This is a genomic window from Kitasatospora sp. NPDC057198 (genome assembly GCF_042670125.1).
In the GTDB taxonomy this organism is placed as follows: Bacteria; Actinomycetota; Actinomycetes; order Streptomycetales; family Streptomycetaceae; genus Kitasatospora.
This window is the reverse complement of sequence record NZ_JBHUWH010000731.1, coordinates 1-2,559: the sequence shown is the minus strand read 5'-3', so window position 1 is coordinate 2,559 and position 2,559 is coordinate 1. Positions and strand designations below refer to the sequence as shown.

4 protein-coding genes are annotated in these 2,559 nt (G+C 77.5%); 1 reads left to right on the top strand and 3 read right to left on the bottom strand.

Annotated elements, in window-relative coordinates:
* Positions 1 to 66: 66 nt before the first annotated feature.
* On the top strand, positions 67 to 855 hold the full coding sequence (locus ACFUEL_RS38345; protein ID WP_380242642.1) for an alpha/beta fold hydrolase: 789 nt from the start codon (positions 67 to 69) through the stop codon (positions 853 to 855).
* Here ACFUEL_RS38345 and ACFUEL_RS38340 read toward each other — a convergent pair.
* From ACFUEL_RS38340 to ACFUEL_RS38330, 3 genes are read right to left on the bottom strand one after another with little or no spacing between them, the layout of a single operon-like run.
* Positions 803 to 1,378, bottom strand: a complete 576-nt coding sequence (locus tag ACFUEL_RS38340) for a GNAT family N-acetyltransferase (protein WP_380242640.1) — start codon at positions 1,376 to 1,378, stop codon at positions 803 to 805. The two genes, ACFUEL_RS38345 and ACFUEL_RS38340, sit on opposite strands and share 53 nt — an antisense overlap.
* A gap of 35 nt (positions 1,379 to 1,413) precedes the next feature.
* The gene (locus tag ACFUEL_RS38335) at positions 1,414 to 1,731 is read right to left on the bottom strand and encodes a hypothetical protein (protein WP_380242638.1); all 318 of its coding nucleotides are present in this window, start codon (positions 1,729 to 1,731) and stop codon (positions 1,414 to 1,416) included.
* The gene (locus tag ACFUEL_RS38330; protein WP_380242644.1) at positions 1,731 to 2,534 is read right to left on the bottom strand and encodes a nucleotidyltransferase domain-containing protein; all 804 of its coding nucleotides are present in this window, start codon (positions 2,532 to 2,534) and stop codon (positions 1,731 to 1,733) included. Before ACFUEL_RS38330 ends, ACFUEL_RS38335 begins: the two co-directional genes overlap by 1 nt.
* Between the last annotated feature and the right edge of the window lie 25 nt (positions 2,535 to 2,559).

Genomic DNA, 2,559 nt, shown 5'->3' with positions numbered 1-2,559 from the left:
ACCACAATGGTCCGGGAACCGCCCCGCCCTGCCCCACCCCTCCCTCCCGACCGATCGGAGCCCCCCGTGACCGGACGCCGGACCGCCCCCGGGCTGACCGTGTTCGGCCCGGACACCGCTCCCCCGCTGGTCCTGGTGCACGGCATCCGGCTGTCCGCCACGATGTGGCGCCCGCACGCCCGCCGCCTCGCGCCGGACTTCCGGGTCAGCACGCCGGACCTGCCCTGCCACGGCGCCCTGGCCGCACGGCCGTTCACCCTGGACGCGGCCGCCGACGCCGTCGGCCGGGCCGTCCGGGAGGCCCGGGAGGCCACCGGGCGGCGCCCGCTGCTGGTCGGCCTGTCCCTGGGCGGGTACACCTCGCTGGCCCACGCCGTCCGCCACCCGGGGGACGTCGCCGCCGTCCTGCTGCACGGCTGCACCGCCCGCACCACCGGCCCGCTGGTCGCCGCGTACGCCGCCGCCGGGCGGCTGGGCGACCGGCTGGGGCCGGAGCGTTCGGCCCGCCTCCAGGCCGGGGCGATGCGCCGGATGCTCCCGCCGGAGTCCGCCGAGGCGGTCCTCGCGGGGGGATTCCACCTGCCCGCCCTCAGCCAGGGCGTCGCCGAGCTGCGCCGCCACGACTTCCTCGCCATGGCGGCCGGGCTGACCGCCCCGACGCTCTACCTGAACGGCCGCGCCGACCTGCCGTTCCGGGCCGACGAGCGGCGCTTCCTGGCCGCCACCCGCGCCGCGGGCACGCCCGCCCGGCTCTTCCACACCCCGGGCGGCCACCTGCTGAGCCTGGCCGACCCGGACCGGTTCACCGCCCTGCTGCGCCGGGCCCACCGCCAACTCCTGGCGGAGGAGGGCTGATCCGGTACAGCACCGCGCGCCGCCCCGGCCCGGCGGGCACGCCCGGGTCGAGGAAGTCCGCCGCCGGGTCGCGCACCATGCCCAGCCGGCGCGCCACGGCCCGCGAGGGCGCGTTCTCCCGCGCGATCACGGCCAGGATCTCCGGCAGCCCCAACTCCCGGAAGCCGTAGCGGAGTACGGCCCGGCCCGCCTCGGTGGCGTAGCCGTGGCCCCAGGAGTCGCGGTGCAGCCGCCAGCCGGCCTCGACGCCGTCGAAGGGCAGCTCCTCGTCCACCGGGTCCAGCCCGGCGAAGCCCAGGAACCTGCGCTCGGCGCGGAGTTCGACCGCCCACCAGCCCCAGCCGCGTTCCGCCAGCTCGGCCCGGAACAGCTCCAGCGAGGCGGCGGCCTGCGCCGGGTCGAGCAGCGTCCCGAAGTACCGGCGCACCTGCGGGTCGGCGTTGAGCTCCGCCCAGCGCTCCAGGTCGTCGTCCCGCCACTCGCGCAACAGCAGCCTGGGCGTGGTCAGTTCGGCAGCCGGCATGGCCGCTCCCTCCTTCACGGTCGTGAGCTCGCGGCTCAGTCGCCGACGAACAGCAGCCAACTGCCGGGCGTGGCCGCGCAGTCGGCGAGCATCCGACCCAAGTCCCGCACGGCGTCCAGCTGCGAGGGCGCGTCGGCCAGCTCCTCCAGCCGGGGCAGTTCGGCGAGCGCCGCGCCGGCGTCCTGCTCGTTCAGCGCGGTGTCCCGGTACGGGTCGATCCGCCCCAACCGGCCTTCCCCGGGCCCCAGTCGGGCCAGCACCGGGGCCAGCGCCTCCCCGTGCCCGTACGAGCCGCGCAGCGGCCGGGACCGGCGGTTCGAGCGCTGCGGGTACAGCTCGATCTCGATGCCCATCAGCCGCGCGCCGCCCCGGCCAGCACCTCGGCGGTCAGGGCGTCCGCCGCGTCCAGCGCGGCGGCCAGAGCCGCCGGGTCGGTGCCGGCGAACCGGAAGAGTTCCTGCGCGCGCCGCTCGAACTCCGGTGGCGCGCAGGGCAGTCGGCCGGCCGAGGCGATCGCGCCCTTCTCGTTGACCACCCACTGCCCGGCCCGCGCGTGCAGCGCGTGCACCAGCAGGCCGACGGCCCGGAACAGGCACCCGGCGACGTAGCCGGCGTCCCCCCGCTTGGCCCCCTTGCGGGCGTTGACCAGCGCGAAGGGCGCCTCCCAGGCGGCGTCCGCCTCCAGTCTGGCGGCCAACTCGACCGGGAAGCACTCGACTTCGCCCCGCAGTGCGGACAGCTCCCCGGTCGGGTCGGCCAACACCCGGGCGAGCGCGAGTTCGCCGAGGTAGGCGTAGGAGGGCACGCCGTACGGGTGGCCGGGCTGCTGGCCGCTCTCGTACCGGCCGTGGCGGGCCTCGGCGGCGTAGTGGCGCACCCGCTGTACGTCCCGGTACAGCCAGTCGACCCGGGCGGGGCCGATGTCCAGCCAGGCGCCGCCGTCCACCCAGGGGCCCCAGCCGCCGGGTTCGGCGACCTCCACCGGGCGGCCGCACAGGTCGGCGGCCAGCTCGCGCAGGGCGCCGGTGTCGAGCGCGCCGGGGCGGTAGTAGAGGCCGAGGTCGTAGTCGGAGTCGGGGGTGTGCGTGCCGCGGGCCCGGCTGCCGCCCAGGCAGACGCCGACGATCCCGCCGATCCGCACCAACCTCCCGGCGATCCGCCGGAGTCCGTCCGCGCCCAGT